Genomic DNA, 19,991 nt, shown 5'->3' with positions numbered 1-19,991 from the left:
TCAGCCCGCGAGACCCCACGACACGGTGTTGTCCATGGACATCAGCATGCCGAGGACGACGAGATCGGCCACGCCGAGCCCGAGTCCGAGCATCGCGCGGCCCTTTCGGCCGGTCCCGCGCAGGAGCGCCATGCTCGCGAGGACGATCGCGATCGGCCCGAGGAAGATGTTCAGGACGAGCAGCCCGAGCAGTCCGAGGACGAACGAGGCGACGGCCATGCCGTCGGTGTCACGCCGGCCCGTGGGGACGGGGTCGGAAGAGGTGGTGGCCTTGGACCGGGGGGCGGTGGCGGTGAGTCCCATGGTGCGACTCCTTTCAGGTGCCGTACGGATCAGTTGCGGACCGGTGGTGATGACGCTCAGGAGTGATGGCGCTCAGGAGTGGTGGCGCGAGTGCCGCTCGCGGACCGCGAACACCATGAGCCAGACGCCGATGACGGCGGCGGCCACGAGGGAGACGGGGAGCGGTGCGTGGGCCACGGAGCCCATGGCGACACCGAGCAGCAGCAGGGCGGCTACGAGAAACAGCATGGGGCACCTCTCGTGTGAGGGTTTCGGTGAACGCTTGTGGTAACAACTGTTCACTGAATCCAGAGTACCTTCTCTCCGGCTTCCCAATCCCGGAGAACAGTTGTTAACTGCATGGCATGAGTCACACTCTCGGCATCCGGCAGGCCCAGAAGCAGAAAACCCGGCAGGCACTCCTCGACGCGGCGCTCCAGCTGCTCGAGGAGCAGAGCCTGAGCAGCCTGGGCCTGCGCGAGGTCACCCGAGCCGTGGGCGTGGCCCCCACCGCCTTCTACCGGCACTTCCGCGACATGGCCGACCTGGGTGTGGCCCTGGTCGAGGAGGCGCTCGGCAGCCTGCACACCACGCTCGTCGCCCTCCTCGCGGCGACCGGCGACGGCGAGGAACGCATCGCGGCCACGGTCGAGTTGATCGTCGCCTATGTGCGCACGCATCCCGCGCACGTCCGCTTCATCGCACGCGAGCAGCACGGCGGGGTGCAGGCCGTGCGGTCCGCGATAGGCGACCAGCTCACCCTGTTCGCGCGGGAGGTGAAGGACCAGTTCGCCCAGGAGCCCCAGTCCGCGGGATGGGACGAGGACGATCTCCTGATGCTGGCCAGGATGTACGTCGACCACATGGTGATGACAGCGTCCGCACTCCTGGAGGCGGCACCCGACGCCGAGGAACGCGTGGCGGCCAGTGCGCGCCGGCAGCTGCGCCTGGTGTCGCTCGGGCGGCACCACTGGCTGGACGAGCAGTGACCGCGGGGCAGCCCACGGGCCGACGGGCCTCGACTCTCACGTAAGGAGCTACTAGCCTTACGGTCATGACGACCGATCGCGACTGGACACTCGACCAGACCTTCGCAGGGCCGACCGGCGCCGTCCGCTGGACCGCCATCGGCCCCACGGACGCACCGCCCGTCGTCCTGGTCCACGGCACTCCCTTCTCCTCGTACGTCTGGCGGGGCGTGGCCCGCTCGCTCTCCCGCGAACACCGCGTGTACGTATGGGACTTGCCGGGCTACGGAACCTCCGAGATGCGGTCCGGGCAGGACGTGACCCTGGCCGCGCAGGCCCGCGTCCTCACCCAGCTCCTCGCGCACTGGGGCCTCGACGAACCGGCCGTCGTGGCCCATGACTTCGGCGGCTGCGTCGCCCTGCGCGCCCACCTCCTGCACGGCGCCCGCTTTGAGCGCCTCGCGCTCGTCGACCCGGTGGCGCTCGCACCGTGGGGCTCCCCCACCTACCGCCTGCTCGGCGCGAACGCCGACGTCTTCAACCAGCTGCCGCCCGCCCTGCACGAGGCACTCGTGCGCGAGTACGTCGGTTCGGCGAGCCACCGCGGCCTGCACCCGGCGGTGCTCGACCGCCTGGTCGAGCCCTGGTGCACGGAGGAGGGCAGGCCCGCTTTCTACCGGCAGATCGAGCAGAACGACCAGCGGTTCACCGATGAAGTCCAGGGCCGCTACGGGGAGTTGGCGCTGCCCGTCCTCATCTGCTGGGGCACGGACGACACCTGGATCCCGGTGGAGCGCGGCCACGAGCTCGCCAAGCTGATCCCCGGCGCCGAGCTGCGCCTGATCGAGGGCGCGGGACATCTCGTACAGGAGGATGCGCCGGCCGAGCTCACCGGTGAGCTGAGCCGCTTCCTCCGTACAGACCGGTGACCGCGGCGGCGGCTTCCGCCAGCTCGGCGCGCACCTCGGGCGGTGAGAGCACCTCGACACTGGCGGCGAACGGCAGCAGCGTACGGGCGTCGCCGATGACGCCGAACCCGAGACGGACGGTGATCCACTCGCTCTCTCCGTCGTCCTCGGGGGGCGCGCTGAGGAAGTGGCCCTTGAGGCGCAGGAACTGGGCGAACCGGTCACGCGCCACCCGCGCCGTCACATCGACGCCGACCGGCCGGTCCTCCACCTGACGTTTCAACACCGCCCAGACATCGGTGAGTTCGACGCCGGGCCTGCGCTGCACGGGCAGGTCCGTCAAGGTCGCCGCCTGCACGCGGTCGGCCCGGAAGAGCTGCGGGGCGCCTCGCCGGTCGGCGACCAGATACCAGACACCCGCCTTCGAGACGAGGCCGTAGGGGTCCACGGTGTAGGTGCGCGGCTGTGCGTCGCCGCTGTGCCGGTAGCGCAGGCGCAGCCGCCGGTCGGAGAAGACCGCGTCCTGCAGTACGTCGAGATCGACGGTGACCGCATCCGATCCGCGGGGCCCCGGCATCCAGCGCGCCGAGTCGACGAGGATGCGGCGGCTCGTCAGTTCGGCGGCGGGGCGGTGCGGCGCGGGCAGCGCCGCCATGACCTTGCGCAGTGCGGAGCCGAGCGCCGCGTCGAGCCCGAGCGCGGCGTGCGCGCCTCGCGCGGCCAGGATGAACAGCGCCCGCGACTCGTCCGCCGTGAGCCCCGTGACGTCCGTACGGAAACCGGGCAGGAGCGCGATGCCCCCGTGCCGCCCGCGCTCGGCGTACACCGGGACGCCTGAGGCGGAGAGCGCGTCGATGTCGCGGTAGATGGTGCGCACCGAGACTTCGAGGCGGTCGGCCAGTTCATGGGCGGGGACCTGCCCACGGGTCTGGAGCAGCAGCAGGATCGAGAGCAGCCGGTCGGATTTCACGCGGTCAAGGATGGCCTGTTCCCCACAGCCAGGGACGGCCTGTCGGCCCTCTCCGGATCATGTTTATGATTCAGGCGTGTTCGATTCCCGGCACATCAGGTCATTCCATGAAGTGGTCCGGACCGGCTCGTACTCCGCCGCCGCCCGCTCCCTCGGCTATACGCAGCCCGCGATCACCCAGCAGATGAAGGCGCTCGAACGGTCCGTCGGCACGGTCCTGTTCACCCGCGTCGGCCGCAGGATGCGCCTCACCGAGGCGGGCGAGGCACTGTCCCGGCACGCGGGGATCATCCTCGGCAACATCGACGCCGCCCAGCAGCAGATGAACGCCATCACGGGCCTGCGCACCGGACGCGTCCGCATCTGCGCCTTCCCCAGCGCCAACGCCACCCTCATCCCCGAGGCACTGTCCCGGCTGGCGGCGAGCCACCCCGGCGTACGCGTCGAACTCCAGGAGAACGAACCGCCCGAGTCGCTCCAGCGCCTGGTGGACGGCGACTGCGACGTCACGCTGGCCTTCCACTACCCAGGCCTGCACGAGGACGTTCCGGACGAAGTCGTCGAAATCCCCCTGATGGAGGACCAGTTGACGGTCCTCATGCCGTCCCGGCATCCGCTGGCCCGGCGCCGTTCCGTCAGGCTCGCCGACCTCTCGGAAGAGCGCTGGATCGCGGGCTGTCTGCGCTGTCGCGCCAACTTCCTGCACGAATGCGCCGAGCAGGGCTTCACGCCCGACATCGCCTTCACCACGGACGACAACCTCGTCATCCAGAGCCTGGTCGCCGAGGGTCTCGGCATCGCGATGATGCCCGGGCTCGTCCTCAACTTCCTGCGCCACCGCGAGGTGACGGGACGGGCACTCGATCCGGCGTCACGGCGGCAGGTCTCGGCGTACGCACTGCGGGAGCATCTGCGGATTCCCGCGACGGCGCTGGTACTTGAGGAACTGAAGTCGGTCGCCGCGAACCGGATGGGCTGCTGAGGCGCGCGGCCTCCGCCCGGCTGCCCCACCACGCCTCCATCCATAAGCGGGATTTGGAGAACGGCTTAGAAACTGTCGTTGGACGTGATGGAACGGCGGCGAGACGCTGCCTCTATGAGTGCCTCCACCACCGCGTACCGCGCGTCCCGCACCACCGAGCGCCTCGACGCCCTCGTCTCCGGGGTCCGCGAGGCCGTCGGCCGGGGCCTTCCGCCGGATCTGACGGCGTACCTGGTCGGCGAACGGCTCGCGCCGCATCTGGGCGCGGCCGACCTCCTCACCGACGAGCAGCGCGAGGGGGATCCCGAGCGCTACCGGCAGCATCTGCTGCACGCCGAGCACGACGGCAGCTTCTCGGTGGTCGGCATCGTCTGGCTGCCGGGCCAGCGGACGCCGGTCCACGACCACGTGTCCTGGTGCGTCGCGGGCGTCCACGAGGGCGCGGAGCACGAGCGGCGCTACCGGCTGATACCCGCGTCCTCCGGCGCCCCGGCCCGGCTCGTCGCCACCGAGGACCTGGTCAGCCGGCAGGGCACGGTGTGCGGTTTCGCGCCGCCCGGCGATATCCACCGGGTCTGGAACGGCGGTACGGAGCGGGCGATCTCGCTCCACGTGTACGGCGCGGACATCTCCCGCCTCGGCACCAGCGTGCGCCGGGTGTACGAGCTGCCGGCCGACCGCTGATGGCGCTCCTGGGGCAGCGTCAGCAGATCTCTCCGGTGTCGCCTCCCGGCCGCCCCCGCCCGCTGCCGGGGCTCGCACTCGCGGCCCTCGGTGTCGCGGTGGCCTGGGCGACACACGCCCTGATCCCGGCCGTGCCGATGCTGACGGCGGCGGTCGTGCTCGGGCTCGCGGCGGCGCATGTGCCGGGGATACGCGCTGTCGTACGAGGCCGGGGCAAGGCAGGGCTCTCCCTCGCCGGGAAGCGGCTGATGCGGCTCGGCATCGTCCTGCTCGGCCTGAAGCTGAGCCTGGACGACGTCCTCGGCCTGGGCTGGGCGACGGTGGTGATGGTGCTCGGGGTGGTCGCGGCGACGTTCTTCGGGACGTGGTGGCTCGGCCGCCGCATGGGACTGCCCGGCGACCAGCCGCTCCTGATCGCCACCGGCTACTCGATCTGCGGGGCGTCCGCGATCGGCGCGGTCAGTGAGGTGACCGAGAGCGAGGAGCGTGACGCGGCGGTATCGGTGGCGCTCGTGACGCTGTGCGGGACGCTCGCCATTGCCGTACTTCCGCTGTTGCAGGGGCCGTTGGGGCTGAGCGACGCGGAGTTCGGGCGGTGGGCCGGGGCCAGTGTCCACGACGTGGGGCAGGTGGTGGCCACCGCGCAGGCCGCGGGGGCGGGGGCGCTGGGGGATGCGGTTCTGGTGAAGCTGATGCGGGTGGCGGTGCTTGCGCCGCTGGTGGCGGCGGTGGGTCTTTCGCTGCGGGCCCGCGGGGCCGCTGCGCGCGGGGCGGGGGCGAAGCGGAGGCCGCCGGTGGTTCCGCTGTTCGTGGCGGGGTTCATCGGGATGGTGGCGGTGCGGAGTACTGGGTGGGTGCCGGGTGCTGCGCTGGACGTGGCGGGTCATGTCCAGGAACTGCTGCTGGCGGCGGCGTTGTTCGGCCTCGGCTCGGCGGTGGACTTGCCCTCCCTCACCCGAACGGGTGGGCGGGTGGCGGCGCTTGGGCTGTGTGCGTGGGTGGTGGTGGCGGGGGTTTCGTATGGGGGCGTGCTGTTGGTGGGGTAGGGGATTTTCCCCAACCCCGCCCCTTCCCGAAAACCCGCTGGCGCGGGGGCCTTGGTTGCCGTCATCACCGGCTCCGCCGAGTTCGTCCTCAAACGCCGGACGGGCTAAAGGAATTCAGCCGCGGGGTAATCGGGTGGGTGGGCGGGAAAGATCCGCCGCGAAGCGGCGGTTCAGGGGTCAGCCCAGACGGACCCGCGCCAGTTGTCGCGACTGGGCCACCAGGCGGTCCTCGCTGTCCCAGACCTCCGCGTCCTCCTCCAGGAAACCCCCCGCCAGGTTCCGCGTGGTGATCGAGACGCGGAGAGGGCCCGGCGCGGGACGCGCCCGGACGTGGACCGTCAGTTCCACCGTCGGCACCCAGCCGGAAAGCCCCAGCTCGAACGCCGTCGGCGGCAACGCGTCCACCGCAAGGAGCAGCGACAGCGGATCCGCGTCACGCCCGTCCGCGAGGCCGAACCAGGCCCGCATCTCCCCCTTGCCGGAGGGCTCGCCGAGGGCCCACCCCAGGGTGGCCGGGTCCAGCTTCAGGAAGAGGCGGTCACTGATCGCCGAACTGCCGGGCACAGGACGGTGGTCCGGAGCGTCCTGCGGCCCGAAGCACTGCTCGATCGGCGGCAGCCCCGGCGGCTTGGCCGTCGTACGGACGTCGTCGGGAAGCCCCGCCAGATCCCCGTACGAGGCGAGCACACGGATCCGCTCGACCTCGCGCCCCTCCTCGTCGTACTGGAAGAGCGAGGCCTGCCCGGTCGACAGGGTCCGCCCGGCGCGTGCCGTGGCCGTGCGGATCACGGCGGGCCCGGGGTGGGACGCCGTCAGGTAGTGCGCGGAGACCGTGAAGGGGTCCGCGTGCGGCAGGGCGTCGGCGAGCGCGCGGCCGAGGACCGCGAGGAGATAGCCGCCGTTGACGGCGTTGATGATCGTCCACCCCGCGGAGAGGTCGATGTCATAGACACCGGGCTCCCGCCGGGTGACCGCGGTGTCGCGGTCGAACTCGCTGTCGCCGATGCTCGCGGGCACCGCTGCCGGTATGGATGCTGCCTCTGCCATGCCAGCAACGTACAACATGAAATTACTGAGCGGTAGCTTTTTCTGCCGGGCCGGGTCCGCACGAGCCTCGCCTACGCCGCGACGTCCTCCACCTCCACCGCCGTCGACCGCCGGTGCCAGGCCCGCGGCGCGCGCCAGTGGTAGCGCAGCGCGAGCAGCCGCAGGACGAAGGTCGTGATCACGGCGAGGGTGCTGGTGAAGGCGTTCACCATGTCGTAGTTGATGCAGAGCGCGACCATCGCGGAGCCGACGATCGCGGGCACGGCGTACAGGTCGCGGTCCCAGCGCACCAGCGAGGGCACTTCGTTGGCGATGATGTCGCGCAGCACGCCGCCGCCCACCGCGGTCGCGAGCCCCAGGGCCGCCGACGCGGTGAGGCCGAGGCCGTAGTCGTACGCCTTGGTCGTGCCGGTGACACAGAAGAGGCCGAGGCCCGCGGCGTCGAAGACGTTCACCGCGAGCTGCGTGCGCTCCACCTCCGGGTGCAGGAAGAACACCAGGGCGGCGGCGAACAGCGGCGTGATGAAGTAGCCGAGGTCGACGAAGGCGGCGGGCGGCACCGCCCCGATGACCACGTCACGGAAGATCCCCCCGCCCAGCGCGGTGACCTCGGCGAGCACGACGATCCCGAAGACGTCGAAGTTCTTGCGTACGGCGAGCAGGGCGCCGGAGATCGCGAAGACGAAGATCCCGACGATGTCGAGCGCGTGCTGGACGGAGGGACTGAACAGATCCTGGATCACGCGACATTCTTACCTGCCCGCCGCCGCGGGCCTCACCGGGGCAGCGCTGCCGTGGCCTCACCAGGGCGGCAGTGCGGGACGGCTACAGGGCGGGCTTGCCCTTCGTGAACAGCCACGTCTCGAACAGCGCGTCGAGCTGCTTGCCCGAGATCTTCTCGGCGAGCCGGATGAAGTCGGCGGTCTCGGCGTTCCCGTACCGCTGCTGCTTGGCCCAGGCCGGGAGCAGCTTGAAGAACGCCTTGTCACCGATGCGCTCGCGCAGGACCTGGAGCGTCATCGCGCCGCGCTGGTAGACGGCGGAGGCGAACATGGTGTCGCGCTGCGGATCGCCGACGACCGTCTGCCAGAAGGGCGCGTCGGCGGGGCGTGAGTTGTAGGCCGCGAGGAAGGCGGCGCGGGCGGTCTGGGTGCCCTTGTGCTCGCTCCACAGCCACTGGGAGTAGGTCGCGAAGCCTTCGTTGAGCCAGATGTCGTTCCACTTCTCGGGTGTGACGGAGTCGCCGAACCACTGGTGGGCGACCTCGTGGGCGATGGTCGACTCGCTGCGGATCGCGGAGTAGACCGGCTTGGTCTGGGTCTCCAGGGAGAAGCCCGCCTGCGGCATGTCGTCGACGATCGCGCCGGTCTCCTCGAAGGGGTACGGGCCGAAGACCTTGGACCAGTAGTCGGTGACCTCGGCCGTGACGCCGTACACGTCGACGTTGTTGCTGTTCTCCAGGACCGGGTCGATGGCGACGTAGATCGGCGTGCCCCCGGGGGTCGTGCCGGTCTTCACGTCGAACTTCCCGATGGTCGCGGTCGCGAGATAGGTCGCCATGGGCTTGGACTCGCGCCAGTGGGCGACGGTCTGCCCGCCCTTGTCGTACGTGTCCACGAGCCGGCCGTTGGAGACCCCGGTCAGGCCCTTGGAGGCCTTGATGCGGATGTCGAAGGCGGCCTTGTCGGAGGGGTGGTCGCTGGAGGGGAACCAGGTCGACGCGGCGTTGGGCTCGCAGGCGACGAAGACGCCGTCGGTGGTCTTCATCCAGCCGTAGTCGGAGCCGAAGACGATGGGGCCGCTCAGCGGCTCGGGCACGCCGCCGTAGGTGACCGTCACGGTGAACGTCTTGTGCTTGCGCAGGTGGTCGCGCGGGCTGATCCGGATCTCGTCGCCGTCGCGGGTGAACTTCGCCCGTCTGCCGTTCACCTCGATGCTCGTCACCTGAAGCTTCTGGAGGTCGAGGTCGAAGGAGGAGAGGTTCTGGGTGGCGCGCGCGGTGATCGTGGTCCGGCCGTCGAGGCGGTCGGTGTCGGGGTTGTACGCCACGTCGAGGCCGTAGTGGCGTACGTCGAATCCGCCGTTGCCGAGCAGCGGGAAGTACGGGTCGCCGACGCCGGGCGAGCCGGGGTGCGGTGCGGGTGCGGCGGCGATCAAGCAGAAGGAGGCGGCGGCTGTGGCCAGCGCCCCCAGACGTGCCGAACGGGAGAGTGCCATGAGTCATCCCTTCGCGCGTGTTCCGATGAAACGGACACGCAGACTCTGCACTCTCCCGTATGGGCGTGTACATGACCTGGTGACTGATTTTTACCAAGTCATCAGGAGCTACTTGTCAGTTGACGCCTGACCCTTGGCCTCCGCTTCAGGAGCGCCCTTCGCGGCCTCGTCCTTCGCGGCCTCGCCCTTCGCGACCGTCTTCTTCGGAGCCGCGGCCTCCTCGGCCGTCTCCTCCGCCTTGCTCACCACCGACACCACGTCGATCGCCTCCCTGGCGACCTGTAGCAGCTTGGTGTCGCCCGGCTGCTGGTCCTCGGCGTTCTCCGGGTGGTGGCACGCCACCTGGTGGCCGGAGGCGAGCGGGATCAGCGGCGGCTCGGTCTTCGCGCAGACCTCCGTCGCCTTCCAGCAGCGCGTGTGGAAACGGCAGCCGGTGGGCGGGTCGATCGGCGAGGGGACGTCACCGCGCAGCAGGATGCGCTCGCTCTTGACGCCGCGCCGCTTGGGGTCGGGCACGGGCACGGCGGAGAGCAGCGCCTTGGTGTACGGGTGCATCGGCGTGGAGTAGAGGTCCTTGCGGTCCGCGAGCTCCACGATCTTGCCGAGGTACATCACCGCGATGCGGTCCGAGACGTGCCGGATGACCGAGAGGTCGTGCGCGATGATCACGTACGTGAGACCGAGCTCGTCCTGAAGGTCGTCCAGGAGATTGACCACCTGTGCCTGGATGGAGACGTCCAGGGCGGAGACGGGCTCGTCGGCCACGACCAGCTTGGGCCGCAGGGCGAGGGCGCGCGCGATGCCGATGCGCTGGCGCTGACCGCCGGAGAACTCGTGCGGGTAGCGGTTGTAGTGCTCGGGGCTGAGCCCCACCCGCTCCAGCATCTCCTGCACGTGCTTCTTCAGGCCGCCCTCGGGCTTGACGCCCTGCAGCTTGAACGGCGCACCGACGATCGTGCCGATGGTGTGCCGCGGGTTCAGCGACGAGTACGGATCCTGGAAGATCATCTGCACGTCACGGCGCAGCGGCCGCATCTTGCCGGTGTTCAGGTGCGTGATGTCCACGCCCTCGAACTCCACGCGCCCCGCGGTCGGTTCGAGCAGGCGGGTGATCAGACGGCCCATCGTCGACTTGCCGCAGCCCGACTCGCCGACGACGCCGAGCGTCTCACCGGGACGTACGTCGAAGGTGAGACCGTCGACCGCCTGCACGGCCGCCACCTGGCGCTGCAACAGCCCCTTCTTGATGGGGAAGTGCTTCACCAGGCCGTCGACCTTGAGCAGCGGCTCGCCGGACGCGGGAGGAGCGCCCTTCGTCTGCGCCGGGATCGTCATCTCCTGGCCCTTCGCCTGGTCTTTCTTGTCGTCTTTCACAGCTTCGGCGCAATCTCTTCGGTCCAGATCCGGGTGCGCTCGTCCTGCGACATGTGGCAGGCGGAGAAGTGGCCCGAGGCGACCTGGCGCAGCTCGGGACGCTCGCGGCGGGTGATCTGGTCCTTGGGGATGTCGGCGTAGGGGCAGCGCGGGTTGAAGGCGCAGCCCTCGGGCAGGTTGATCAGGCTGGGCGGGGAGCCCTTGACCGGTACGAGACGGTCGGTCTCCTCGCGGTCGATGCGCGGCATCGAGCCCAACAGGCCCCAGGTGTAGGGGTGCTGGGGCTCGTAGAAGACCTTCTCCGCGGTGCCGCGCTCGACGCAGCGCCCGCCGTACATCACGAGCAGCTCGTCCGCCATCTCGGCGACCACGCCCAGGTCGTGCGTGATCATGATGACGGCGGAGCCGAACTCCTTCTGGAGATCCCGGATGAGGTCGAGGATCTGCGCCTGGACGGTGACGTCCAGGGCGGTCGTCGGCTCGTCCGCGATCAGCAGTTCGGGGTTGTTCACCAGGGCCATCGCGATCATCGCGCGCTGGCGCATGCCGCCGGAGAACTCGTGCGGGTAGCTGTCGACCCGCTTGTCCGGCTGGGGGATGCCCACCCGGTCGAGCATCTCGATGGCGCGCTTGCGGGCGGCCTTCTTGTCCACGTCGTGGTGGACCCGGTACGCCTCCATGATCTGCTTGCCGATGGAGTAGTACGGGTGCAGCGCGGACAGCGGGTCCTGGAAGATCATCGCCATGTCGCGGCCGCGCAGCTTGCGCACCTGGTTCGGGTCCGCGGTGAGCAGCTCCGTGCCGTTCAGCCAGATCTCGCCGGAGAGGCGCGGCTTGCGGCTGCCGTACTGCCCTGCGGTGTGCAGGCCGAGGATGCCGAGCGAGGTGACCGACTTGCCGGATCCTGACTCGCCGACGATACCGAGGGTCTTGCCCTTCTCCAGCTGGAAGCTGAGCCCGTCGACGGACTTGACCAGGCCGTCGTCGGTCGGGAAGTGCACCTTGAGATCGCGTACTTCGAGGAATGCGGTGGGAGCGACCGAATCGGCGACGGGTTCTCCGACCGCCGCTCCGGTCTTGTGCAGTTCGGTCATCCCAGCCTCACTCGCGGGTCGATGACGGCGTACAGAAGGTCGACGACGAGGTTGGCCAGGGCGATCGCGAGCGACGCGCACAAGGTGACGCCGAGGATCACCGGCAGGTCCTTGTTGCTGATGGCCTTGACCGCCTCCAGGCCGAGTCCCGGCAGGTTGAAGGTGGATTCGGTGAGGACGGCGCCGCCCATGAGCACGCCGAGGTCCAGACCGAAGACGGTGAGGATCGGCGTCATGGCGGAGCGCAGCGCGTGCCGCCTGATGACGACGGCCTCGCCGAGTCCCTTGGCGCGCGCGGTGCGGATGTAGTCCTCACCGAGCACTTCCAGCATGGTGGCGCGGGTGAGACGCGCGTACATGGCGGCGTTGAGGAACGCGAGCACGATCCAGGGAAGGATCAGGGTCTCAAACCAGATGTTGATCGGATCGTCCGTGGTGAGGGTGTCCTCGATCTTCACCCAGCCGAGCGTGTGGACGAAGAGCCCCATCGCGATCATGCCGGTGAAGAAGACCGGCAGGGAGACACCGCCGAGGGCGGTGATCATCGCGGAACGGTCCCAGATGGTGCCGCGCTTGAGCGCGGAGAGCACGCCGGTGGCGACACCGGCGACCAGCCACAGCACACAGGCACCGGCGGCGAGCGCCGCGGTGACGGGCAGGGCGTCCTTGAGGGTCTCCCAGACGGGCGCCTCGGTACGGAAGGAGTACCCGAAGCAGGGGGCCGGGCAGTGGGTCACGTCGGCCCCGTTGGCGTAGTCACGCCCCATCGGGATGCCCTTGACGAAGTCCCAGAACTGGACGAGCAGAGGGTCGTCCAGACCCAGTTTGACCCGGATGCCCGCGAGCTGCTCGGCACCGGAGGACTTGCCGGCGAAGAGGACGGCGATGTCCTGTCCCGCCCACTTGGGCAACATGAAGAAGACGGTGAAGGTCGCGAGCAGTACGACCAGCACCATGACGACAACGGCGATCAGGCGCCGGATGAGATAAGCAAGCACTGTGCGCGGCCCGGCGGTGGCCGGGAGCCCCTTGTGAGGGATCCCGGCCACCGCCCGGGGCCATCACCTGCCCTTCGGACTGGCGGGATTCGGCGGTGGGACTGCCTTACTAGGACTGCTACTTACTACTTCGCGTCGTTGACACCGAGCGAGACGTAGTCGTAACGACCGCTGTAAGCGGCGGACGAGTAGACGTTGGTCACCCGCGAGGAACGCCAGCTGACGTTCTTCTCGTAGATGAACGGCATCCAGTACGCCTTGTCGATGATCTCGTGGGCCATGTCGGTGTAGATCTCACCGGCCTTGTTGGGGTCGACCGTGCCGATCGCGTCGTCGAAGTACTTGTCGATCTTCGGGTCGTCGATCTGCGACTCGTTGTAGTTGCCGTTCTCGTTGATGAAACGGCTGTCGAACAGCGGCTGGGCGTAGCCCTGGCCGGTCGGGAAGTCAGGGCCCCAGCCCGCCATCGTCATGCCGATGCCGCGCTTCTTCACGACCGAGGGAGAGCCCGTGATGCTGGAGGAGTCGGCGCCGTCGATCTGGTCGACCTGGGCGTCGATGTTGACCTTCTTCAGCTGCTCCTGGAGCGCCGTGGCGGCGTCCACCTCGCCCGGCTGGTTGGTGCGGGCCGAGATCTTGGTCGAGAAGCCACCGGGCTTCCCGCACTTCTTGAGCTCTGCCTTCGCCTTGGTCAACGACTCGGCGTCAGCCTTCTTCTTGGCGTCTCCCTTGAGAGCACTGCGCTTCAGGACGCCGTACGGGTCGTAGTCGTCGTGTCCCTTGATGGACTTCGGGAAGACGCTGTTGGCCACGTCGCCGGCAGCGACCGGCCCACCACGGGTCTTCTGCAGGCCGGCGAAGTCGGTCGCGTAGAAGACGGCCTTGCGGCAGGCCTCGTTGTCGAACGGCTTCGTCTTGGTCACCAGGGCGACGTAACGGACGAAGTCCGTCTGCATGTTGTCGACGTTGCCCTTGTGGTCCTGAATGGCGGTGGTACGACCCGACTGGGTCATGCCCGTGCCATTCATGTCGATGTCGTAGTCGCCCTCCATCAGGCGCTTGTCGTTCTCTTCGAGGTTCGCCGAGATGGTGACCGTGATCTTGTCCGGCAGCGCGGGACGGACCGGGTCGGACGACTTCTTCCAGTTCTTGTTGCGGACCAGCGTGATGCTCTTGCCGGAGCTGTAGTTCTGGAACTTGTACGGCCCGGAGGAGAAGGGGCGCTGGGTGTACTTGGCGCCGGTGTCCTCGGACTGCTTGACCGGGGTGCCCGACGGCATCGCGAGCATCTGCTCGAAGTCGCCGTTCTTCTTGGGCAGCTTGAAGATGATCGTCTGGTCGTCCGGCGTCTCGATCGCCTTCAGGCCCAGCTTGTCCTTCGACTTGTCCTCGTAGGGGCCCTTGTACTCGCCCTTGGGGTCAAGCGTCGACTTCAGGTAGCCGGGACCACCGGTGATGACCTTGGTCGCCCAGATGCGCTCGATGCCGTACTTGATGTCCTTGGAGGTCAGCTTCGAGCCGTCCTCCCAGGTGAGGCCGTCACGCAGCTTGTACGTGTAGGTCTTGCCGTCGTCGCTGATCTTCGCCGTGGACTCGGCGAGGTCGGGGACGAGCTTGTTGGACGCGGCACCCGGCTTGGTGTCGTACGTGATCAGCGTGCGGGTGTAGTACCGCATGAAGTCCCACGCAAAGCCGTAGTAGGCGCGCTGCGGGTCGGCCGAGTCGAGGTCCTGCTTGGCGACGAACTTGAGGGTTCCGCCCTTCTTCGCCGACTGGTTCGCGACCTTGCCGATGGCCGCGTTGTAGCCGGCGCCCTTGCTGTCTTCGTCGTCGCTGCCGCCGCCGCACGCCGTGGTGGTCACCAGCGCCGCTACGACGAGGGCCGCGCCTGCGGTCAACCGTCGTTTAGAGGAACCTGTGGGCATTTCTCGCATCCTCCGAGATTCGCGGTCCTTGGCATTGACTGCCTTGAGAACCATGGGAAGAGCCACCTGACGCTGCGGCAGGGGCAAGCCAGTTGGAGCTGTTTAACGAGTTCCCTTGGGGTCCAGGGCGTCGCGCAGCCCGTCACCGAAGAGGTTGAAGGCAAGCACGGTCACGAAGATCGCCAGGCCGGGGAAGACCATGAACATCGGATCGTGCTCGTACGTCGCCAGCGCGTCCCGGAGCATGCCGCCCCAGGAGGCGGTCGGCGGCCGTACACCCGCGCCGAGGAAGCTGAGCGCCGCTTCGGTGAGGATGTTGGTGGGGATCATGAGCGTCGCGTACACGGTGATCGGTGCGACCAGGTTCGGCAGCAACTCACGGAAGAGGATGTGCCGTTGACCGCCGCCGAGGCTGCGGGCCGCTTCCACGTACTCGCGTTCGCGCAGGCTGAGGGTCTGGCCTCGGACGATGCGCCCGACGTAGGGCCAGCCGAAGAAGCCGATCACCAGGATCAGTACGGCGATGCGGACGCCGCTGCCGGTGAGCCCGAGCAGGTCGTCGGGGAGTACCGAGACCAGGGAGATCACGAAGAGCAGCTGCGGGAAGGCGAGCAGCACGTCCATGACCCGGCTGATCGTCGCGTCGATCCAGCCGCCGAAGTAACCGGCGATGATGCCGAAGAAGGTGCCGAGCACCACGGCCACCACCGCGGCGAGGAACGCCACGAGCAGTGAGATCCGGGCGCCGTAGACGATCCGGCTGAAGACGTCGCGGCCCTTGTTCGGCTCCACTCCGAAGAGGAAGTCCGAACTCATGCCGCCGAACGCGCCCTTGGGCAGGTTCGTCAGGTCTTCCAGCTCGTCCTGATGGAACTCGTTGGGCGGGTGGCCCAGCAGGGAGACGATCAGGGGCGCGAAGACGGCGACAAGGACCAGGACGAGCACGGTGATGCCGCCGGCCAGGGCGACCTTGTCCCGCTTCAGGCGGTTCCAGGCGATCTGCTTGAGGGACCGCCCCTCGACCTTCTTCACCCCTGCACCATCTGCGGGAGCGACGTCCGCTGTCGGGTCCGCGTCCGCAGGTGTGTCATGCAATGGTGCCGTCATCGTGGCAGGGACCCCTCTCAACCGGTGGTGACCGGCCCGCACTTGCCGCTGTAGCGACGTGATCAGTCCGTCGTACACAGGGGCGAAGCGCCCCTGGTGCGGGAGTCTTCATCGGGGTCGCGATCTGTTACCAGCCTTGTCGGGGAATGGATGCGCAACCGTGATGCTGATCGAGGTGTTCCGTTATCCGGACGGAGGTGAACGAGGGGCGAACACGGGGCAGTTGGGTCGCAAGGTGCCACGGGAGCCCATAGGGCCCCTCTGCCATCAGAACGGGCATCATGGCGGTCAGGGCAGGTTGAGCGCTGTTCAGTACTGCTTCAGTACTGCGCGGGGTAGCCGTATCCGCCCGCGGGGGCCGGGGCCGGCTGGGCCTCGCGGTCGTAGAACGGGCGCGCGTTGGCGTGCAGCCACATGGCTACCGGGTCGTATCCGTCGGACATCGCGACGGTCGACACGGGCAGGCCGTCGGGGACGGCGGCGATCGACTGCTGCATCATCGTGCGCACCCCGTCGACCGAGGCAGGCGCGGTGTCGTACACATCGAGGCCGATGGCCAGATACGGGGCGCCGAGCGCCGGCTGCACCCAGGCGCGGCGCAGCGAGCGGACCGCGGGGGTGCGGTGGGCGTTCTGCGTGAGCAGGGCGTAGAACTGGGGGATCTCGATGGCGGGTTCGGTGAGCCTGAGCGGTCCCGCGGGCAGCAGGTCCAGGCCCGACGCGATGCGCCGCAGGTCGAGCCAGGGGATGCCGACGCCGCCGCCGGGGGCGTGGGGGTTGAGCCAGAGGCCGTAGTGGTCGGGGTAGAGGGTGCGGGAGATGTCGACTCCGCTGACCACTTCGTACGAGCGGTTCCAGCCACTGGCCGAGAGCTCCTGGGCGGAGGTCACGCATGGCGCGTAACCGAGGCCCTCGACCTCCATGTTCCCGTACTGGGCGTCGGGGGATCCGGCCTGGCCGTGCCAGAGCAGCATCCACACCTGGTCGGCGGCGAGCGCCCGCAGGAGCGCCTCGTAGGCGTCATAGCGCCCTGGTGTCACCTGGCGCAGCATGTGCTCGACCTGCCCGGCCGCAGCCGTGCCCGACGCACTCACCCTTAACCGCCCCTTCGCGATGACCCGATGACCCGCTGACCCGGTGGACCCGGGTCATGAAACCAGCTTAAGCGGCGATCCTGACACCGACTTGACGTACGGCACCCTCACACACGTACCTGCACATGTCCTTACACATGTCCGTGCTCGTGCCCCGGGCCCTGGCCGAGGCCCGGGCTCCGGCCGAAGAAGGGCCGCACCCGCTCGCGCATCCAGTCACCGACCGGGTCCTGGGCGACGTCGAGCAGCACCAGGTTCACCGGCCAGGCCACCGGGGCGTGGCCGAGGGCACGGCCCACGGCCTCCATCGGCAGCTCGCGCGCGTTGCCCTCCCAGGAGGTCAGTTCGACGCCGACGAACAGGGACGGCGACTCGCCCTCGACGCTCGCCAGGCAGCGGCGGGCGCTCAGGACGACGCCGATGGCCTCGAACTCGCGGGCGGCGGCGGACAGGAAGTCCACCGGGTCCTCCTGCCAGTCGGGTTCGAAGAGGCGTACGCGGCCGCCGCTCGCGGGGCCGTCCAGCGGGGTGCGTCCCGACCGGCAGAGCTCGGCGACGGCGGGCGGCGGTAGCGGCACACCGACCGTGCCGTCCGGGTTGACCGCGATGCCCAGCTGCGGGGGGAGGCCGCGCGCGAACTCCACGGCGGGCGCCACGGTGCAGCCCATCCGGCCGCCGGTGACGTGCTGGAACTGCTGCTGCGAGCTGAAGACGGGGACGTATGCCTGGCCGTCGATCTCCAGCGTGGGCAGGTCCAGGGTGCCGCTGTCCGGTGCCCCGCCGTTCGGCAGCGGGACCCAGACGTGGCTACGGCCGAGCACCTCGACGATGCGGGCCCCCGCGGATGTGTGGGGTGCGCCGGGCGTGGCGAGGGATGCCGCGAGCACCTCTTCGAGTTCGTTGCCCGGCCATCCTCCGTAGGGATGGGCGTGTGCCTGCGCCGGAATGTCCATCTTCTTCTAACCCCTGCTCGGTCCCGCTCTGCCTGCGGCACGACCCTAACGTGGCGGCCCATGGCAGGCGGCCCACGGCGGGCGTCTCAGTCCCCGAAGCCGATCCCCCGCAGCACCCCGGCCGCCGTCCTGTCGAGGAGCACGGCCGAGCCGCAGCCGCGCGGCAGGTCGCCCCGCTCGGCGGCCCCGACGAGCCGGCCGACCGTCCTGCGATGCCGGGCGAAGGCGTACCGCGACACGCCGCGACCGCGCGAGAGCTGGCCCTCTATGGCGGTGTCCGGCGGTACGTCGAGCAGCAGCAGGTGCAGCGTCGTGCCGCGCCGCGCGGCCTCGCGGGCCAGCCAGCGGCGCACCCAGGCCTGGGTTCCGCAGTCGTGCACCACGACGCCCTCGCCGGAGCGCAGGGCTCTGCGCAGGCCCGCGTAGTGCGCGAGGCGGACCAAGGGGCGGTACACCGCGTACGGCAGCAGGCTCGGCATGCGCCGGGCCCAGCGGTCGCGGGTGTCCTGCGAGTCGATGCGCGGGCCCGCGACGGCTCTGCGCATCAGCGTGGACTTGCCGCTGCCCGGCAGCCCGGAGACGACGATCAGGTCGCCCTCGCCGAACGTGAGGCGGTGCGGGCTGTGACCGGTCCGCTGCCGCAGGTCGCGGACGACGGCCGCCGGCAGAAGGCCACAGCTCTCCCTGGTGGGGGCGGCGGCCTGTTTGGGCAGGGCCACCCCTGTGTTGGTCGCGTAGACACTCGTCCTGCGCACCGTGATCGGCCTCCCCATAGCGGTCACGTACCTGCTTACCGCAGCTTCCCCGGCAAGTGTAAAGAGAAGGTAATGCGGCACAAGCGCATTACGGGACTGGCACCGCACTGGCACTGCCCTGTGACGGAGGCGCGTGCAATGATGTGCGCGCAAACTCCATACAGGCCGTTTGAATCCGCGCGGGAGAGTTCCCGGACGCCGTCGTACGACGCGCTGGGGCGCCGAAGGAGCAAGTCCCTCCCTTGAATCTCTCAGGCCCCGTACCGCGCGGGCGAGGCACATCTGAAAAGCGGGCCGCCTGCGCGGCTCCACCCAAGGTGCAAGTCATGACCCCATATACGGACGGGTCGTGGTGAACCTCTCAGGTTCCGATGACAGATGGGGAGGATCGACCTCGCCCGTCATGCCCTGGGAGTTCCACGAATGAGTACCGCTTCCCGTCTGACCGCACTCGATGCCGTGCATCGCGCCCTCGGCGCGACCATGACCGACTTCGCGGGCTGGGACATGCCGCTCCGCTACGGCAGCGAGCGCGACGAGCACGTCGCCGTCCGCACCAAGGCCGGTCTCTTCGACCTCTCCCACATGGGCGAGATCACCGTCACAGGCCCCGAGGCCGTGGACCTGCTGAACTTCGCGCTGGTCGGCAACATCGGCTCCGTAGGTGTCGGCCGCGCCCGCTACACGATGATCTGCGCCGAGGACGGCGGCATCCTGGACGACCTGATCGTCTACCGCCTCGGCGAGACCGAGTACATGGTCGTCGCCAACGCGTCGAACGCGCAGGTCGTGCTCGACGCGCTCACCGCGCGGGCCGACGGCTTCGACGCCGAGGTCCGCGACGACCGCGACGCGTACGCCCTGCTCGCCGTCCAGGGCCCCGAGTCCCCCGGCATCCTGAAGTCACTCACGGACGCGGACCTGGACTGTCTGAAGTACTACGCGGGCCTGCCCGGCACGGTCGCGGGTGTGCCCGCGCTGATCGCCCGCACGGGCTACACCGGCGAGGACGGCTTCGAGCTCTTCGTCGCGCCCGGCGACGCCGAGAAGCTGTGGAACGCGCTGATGGAGGCCGGTAAGCCGGTCGGCATGGTGCCCGCGGGCCTCTCCTGCCGCGACACGCTCCGCCTGGAGGCGGGCATGCCGCTGTACGGGCACGAGCTGACCGCGGAGCTGACGCCCTTCGACGCGGGCCTCGGCCGGGTCGTGAAGTTCGAGAAGACCTCGCAGTCCGACACCTTCGTGGGGCGCGCGGCGCTCGCGGCCGCCGCCGAGCGCGCCGAGACCGCTCCCCCGCGCAAGCTGGTCGGCCTGATCGCGGCGGGCCGCCGCATCCCGCGCGCGGGCTTCTCCGTGGTCGCCGAAGGCAAGATCATCGGCGAGGTCACCTCCGGCGCCCCGTCCCCGACGCTCGGCAAGCCGATCGCCATCGCGTACGTCGACGCGGCGCACGCGGCCCCCGGCACCGAGGGCGTGGGCGTGGACATCCGCGGCACGCACGAGCCGTACGAGGTCGTGGCTCTGCCGTTCTACAAGCGCCAGAAGTGACACTGCCGCTTCCGTGGTAACCCGGAAGTGACCCCACGC

The 19,991-nt window shown here is 69.3% G+C and carries 20 protein-coding genes and 2 riboswitches; of the genes, 6 read left to right on the top strand and 14 right to left on the bottom strand.

The window, feature by feature from the left end:
- Both ACWGI2_RS35045 and ACWGI2_RS35040 read right to left on the bottom strand, forming a co-directional pair.
- A complete protein-coding gene (locus ACWGI2_RS35045; protein WP_453699883.1) occupies positions 1 to 303 on the bottom strand; it encodes a DUF4190 domain-containing protein in 303 nt (100 codons plus the stop codon).
- Positions 304 to 375: 72 nt separating this feature from the next.
- Positions 376 to 531, bottom strand: a complete 156-nt coding sequence (locus ACWGI2_RS35040; RefSeq protein WP_453398057.1) for a hypothetical protein — start codon at positions 529 to 531, stop codon at positions 376 to 378.
- Between the two features lie 116 nt (positions 532 to 647).
- Between ACWGI2_RS35040 and ACWGI2_RS35035 the strand changes: the two genes are divergently transcribed.
- Together ACWGI2_RS35035 and ACWGI2_RS35030 are read left to right on the top strand one after the other, a co-directional pair.
- Complete coding sequence (locus tag ACWGI2_RS35035) at positions 648 to 1,271, top strand: TetR family transcriptional regulator (protein ID WP_453398056.1); 624 nt, start codon at positions 648 to 650, stop codon at positions 1,269 to 1,271.
- 65 nt (positions 1,272 to 1,336) lie between these two features.
- Positions 1,337 to 2,179 carry an alpha/beta fold hydrolase gene (locus tag ACWGI2_RS35030; RefSeq protein WP_453699882.1) on the top strand — a complete coding sequence of 281 codons (843 nt, stop codon included), beginning with the start codon at positions 1,337 to 1,339 and terminating at the stop codon, positions 2,177 to 2,179.
- Here ACWGI2_RS35030 and ACWGI2_RS35025 read toward each other — a convergent pair.
- Positions 2,139 to 3,128, bottom strand: coding sequence for a helix-turn-helix transcriptional regulator (locus ACWGI2_RS35025; protein ID WP_453699881.1), 990 nt, complete (start codon positions 3,126 to 3,128; stop codon positions 2,139 to 2,141). The two genes, ACWGI2_RS35030 and ACWGI2_RS35025, sit on opposite strands and share 41 nt — an antisense overlap.
- 76 nt (positions 3,129 to 3,204) lie before the next feature.
- Here ACWGI2_RS35025 and ACWGI2_RS35020 point away from each other — a divergent pair, with 76 nt between their 5' ends.
- The 3 genes from ACWGI2_RS35020 to ACWGI2_RS35010 all read left to right on the top strand — a co-directional run bounded on the left by ACWGI2_RS35020 (position 3,205) and on the right by ACWGI2_RS35010 (position 5,840).
- Entirely contained in the window at positions 3,205 to 4,110 is a 906-nt protein-coding gene (locus ACWGI2_RS35020) for a LysR substrate-binding domain-containing protein (RefSeq protein WP_453699879.1), read from the top strand.
- A gap of 114 nt (positions 4,111 to 4,224) precedes the next feature.
- Positions 4,225 to 4,794: a cysteine dioxygenase gene (locus tag ACWGI2_RS35015; protein WP_453699878.1), complete on the top strand. Its 570-nt coding sequence runs from the start codon at positions 4,225 to 4,227 to the stop codon at positions 4,792 to 4,794.
- Positions 4,794 to 5,840, top strand: coding sequence for a YeiH family protein (locus tag ACWGI2_RS35010; RefSeq protein WP_453699876.1), 1,047 nt, complete (start codon positions 4,794 to 4,796; stop codon positions 5,838 to 5,840). The genes ACWGI2_RS35015 and ACWGI2_RS35010 overlap by 1 nt, the downstream gene beginning before the upstream one ends.
- A 177-nt stretch (positions 5,841 to 6,017) precedes the next feature.
- On the opposite strand, the gene ACWGI2_RS35005 is transcribed toward ACWGI2_RS35010, so the two are convergent.
- The 11 genes from ACWGI2_RS35005 to ACWGI2_RS34955 form a co-directional block, all read right to left on the bottom strand.
- Positions 6,018 to 6,887, bottom strand: coding sequence for a thioesterase family protein (locus ACWGI2_RS35005; RefSeq protein WP_453699875.1), 870 nt, complete (start codon positions 6,885 to 6,887; stop codon positions 6,018 to 6,020).
- 71 nt (positions 6,888 to 6,958) lie between these two features.
- Entirely contained in the window at positions 6,959 to 7,630 is a 672-nt protein-coding gene (locus ACWGI2_RS35000) for a trimeric intracellular cation channel family protein (protein ID WP_453398049.1), read from the bottom strand.
- Positions 7,631 to 7,712: 82 nt separating this feature from the next.
- Positions 7,713 to 9,104: a M1 family metallopeptidase gene (locus ACWGI2_RS34995; protein ID WP_453699874.1), complete on the bottom strand. Its 1,392-nt coding sequence runs from the start codon at positions 9,102 to 9,104 to the stop codon at positions 7,713 to 7,715.
- A 108-nt stretch (positions 9,105 to 9,212) separates the two neighbouring features.
- The gene (locus ACWGI2_RS34990) at positions 9,213 to 10,439 is read right to left on the bottom strand and encodes an ABC transporter ATP-binding protein (RefSeq protein ID WP_453700110.1); all 1,227 of its coding nucleotides are present in this window, start codon (positions 10,437 to 10,439) and stop codon (positions 9,213 to 9,215) included.
- Positions 10,440 to 10,474: 35 nt separating this feature from the next.
- The gene (locus ACWGI2_RS34985) at positions 10,475 to 11,572 is read right to left on the bottom strand and encodes an ABC transporter ATP-binding protein (RefSeq protein ID WP_453398047.1); all 1,098 of its coding nucleotides are present in this window, start codon (positions 11,570 to 11,572) and stop codon (positions 10,475 to 10,477) included.
- A complete protein-coding gene (locus ACWGI2_RS34980) occupies positions 11,569 to 12,570 on the bottom strand; it encodes an ABC transporter permease (protein ID WP_453398126.1) in 1,002 nt (333 codons plus the stop codon). The genes ACWGI2_RS34985 and ACWGI2_RS34980 overlap by 4 nt, the downstream gene beginning before the upstream one ends.
- A gap of 125 nt (positions 12,571 to 12,695) precedes the next feature.
- On the bottom strand, positions 12,696 to 14,495 hold the full coding sequence (locus tag ACWGI2_RS34975; RefSeq protein WP_453398046.1) for an ABC transporter substrate-binding protein: 1,800 nt from the start codon (positions 14,493 to 14,495) through the stop codon (positions 12,696 to 12,698).
- A 102-nt stretch (positions 14,496 to 14,597) separates the two neighbouring features.
- Entirely contained in the window at positions 14,598 to 15,602 is a 1,005-nt protein-coding gene (locus tag ACWGI2_RS34970) for an ABC transporter permease (protein ID WP_160507339.1), read from the bottom strand.
- Positions 15,603 to 15,922: 320 nt separating this feature from the next.
- Positions 15,923 to 16,696: an enhanced serine sensitivity protein SseB C-terminal domain-containing protein gene (locus tag ACWGI2_RS34965; protein WP_453699872.1), complete on the bottom strand. Its 774-nt coding sequence runs from the start codon at positions 16,694 to 16,696 to the stop codon at positions 15,923 to 15,925.
- A gap of 131 nt (positions 16,697 to 16,827) precedes the next feature.
- Positions 16,828 to 17,649 (bottom strand): enhanced serine sensitivity protein SseB, encoded by an 822-nt coding sequence (locus ACWGI2_RS34960; protein WP_453699871.1) that lies wholly within the window; start codon positions 17,647 to 17,649, stop codon positions 16,828 to 16,830.
- Between the two features lie 86 nt (positions 17,650 to 17,735).
- Complete coding sequence (locus tag ACWGI2_RS34955; RefSeq protein ID WP_453699870.1) at positions 17,736 to 18,422, bottom strand: AAA family ATPase; 687 nt, start codon at positions 18,420 to 18,422, stop codon at positions 17,736 to 17,738.
- 152 nt (positions 18,423 to 18,574) lie between these two features.
- Positions 18,575 to 18,680: riboswitch (glycine riboswitch) on the top strand.
- Positions 18,681 to 18,792: riboswitch (glycine riboswitch) on the top strand.
- Between the two features lie 35 nt (positions 18,793 to 18,827).
- On the opposite strand from ACWGI2_RS34955, the gene gcvT reads away from it, so the two are divergent.
- Complete coding sequence (gene gcvT, locus ACWGI2_RS34950; protein WP_453699868.1) at positions 18,828 to 19,952, top strand: glycine cleavage system aminomethyltransferase GcvT; 1,125 nt, start codon at positions 18,828 to 18,830, stop codon at positions 19,950 to 19,952.
- Positions 19,953 to 19,991 lie beyond the last annotated feature (39 nt).

It is taken from the genome of Streptomyces sp. NPDC054866 (genome assembly GCF_053610745.1).
Note: the sequence above shows the minus strand (reverse complement) of the source record. Positions and strands in the feature narration are given on the sequence as shown.